This window comes from Psychrobacter sp. 1U2, from assembly GCF_051847575.1.
Genome location: NZ_JBPYDC010000234.1, coordinates 1 through 1,340 on the forward strand (window position 1 = coordinate 1; position 1,340 = coordinate 1,340).

General features: G+C 45.8%; 1 protein-coding gene and 1 pseudogene. Both read right to left on the minus strand.

Annotated elements, in window-relative coordinates; all coding sequences use genetic code 11:
• A pseudogene (locus ACS8FD_RS14770) lies at positions 1-557 on the minus strand (hypothetical protein); the annotation flags it as partial.
• Positions 558-733: 176 nt separating this feature from the next.
• The coding region (locus ACS8FD_RS14775) for a BCCT family transporter (RefSeq protein WP_439276413.1) at positions 734-1,340 on the minus strand (607 nt) is incomplete at its 5' end.

The following is a 1,340-nucleotide window of genomic DNA, read 5'->3' on the forward strand; positions in this document are numbered from 1 at the left end:
CCATTGCCATAGACTGCCGTGGTACGCAGGATATAGCCGACTTGCGCAAGTACCTCAAGGTCCGGCTGCTGACCACCAGCTAAGGCGCTCACGATATGATCAAACACTCGCACGCTTTTGTTAGCGCGTGCCAGCACCATCACCATGTTGGAATTGCGACCTGCCTCTTGTAGCGGTACATTGGCTTTGAGATTATCGAGCAGCTCCTGACCAATCTCCCCAAATACGAGGCCAAAGGTGACATCCCACTTTTGAGCGATCACTCGATCATTACGCTCGTCATCGGCCAGCTCATTACAAAACACCACCAGATGATAAGTATGCTCAGGGGTTTGCAAACGGTAGATGACTTGTCCATAACCCTTGTCATCCAAATCCCACAGATGCGTACTCAGTGTCCATTTTTCTCTATCAATTTTACGCAGTAATGTACGTACAAAGCTGATACGCGTCTGGTGCATCGCGCCCAGTCGCTCAGCATTCATGACCACATCGGGGCTGCGTAAAGACAGTGTCGCTACGTCAATGCTCTCATTGTTTGCGTGAACCAAATTCATAATGCCACTACCTTACATAATATGTCAGACCAGTTGACTGGCTGACCGTTTTAACGAAGTGCTTTTAATCAAAGCCATTTAAAAACCAACCATTTTAATCAAACCACTGTAAATAAATTACTATCATAATCAACATGTTATACACAATAGATCTATTATGATAGTTGTTCAACAATTTACTTTTCTTCAATAGTTTTTTGTTTAGCGAGCTTTTCCTCCGCCTTGCGATGATTAACCACAACCCTGTTAGGACGATACAAATCTTGATCGCGTGCCATTTGCTGGGCGATTTTTGGTCCGTTCCATAGAGACGGTAGCAAAACAAAAGACACAGGAACCGCAGTAATGACAATAAAGGACTGCAAGGCGCTCACACCGCCTGAACCAAGCGAAATCAATACAATAGCAGTAACCCCCATCATGATACCCCAGAAGGTACGAATCATAGCGTTTGGCTCACGCTCGCCACTGATGACGACACTAATGGTATAGGTCATCGAATCCCCTGTCGTCACGATAAAGATCGTGGTCAAGATTAAAAACAGAATTGAGGTAATCAAAGGAAACGGTAATTGCTGCGTGACCGCTAATAGCGCACCTGGCAAATTAAAGCCTTCAAAGGCGGCGCTCACACTACCAGGATTGGCAATCTCAAACGCCAGCCCCGAACCACCAACGATAGTGAACCAAAAGCAGGTGACGAGCGGTGCAATGATACATACTGTGGTAATCAACTCTCGAATGGTACGACCACGTGAAATACGAGCAATAAAGATAGCCATC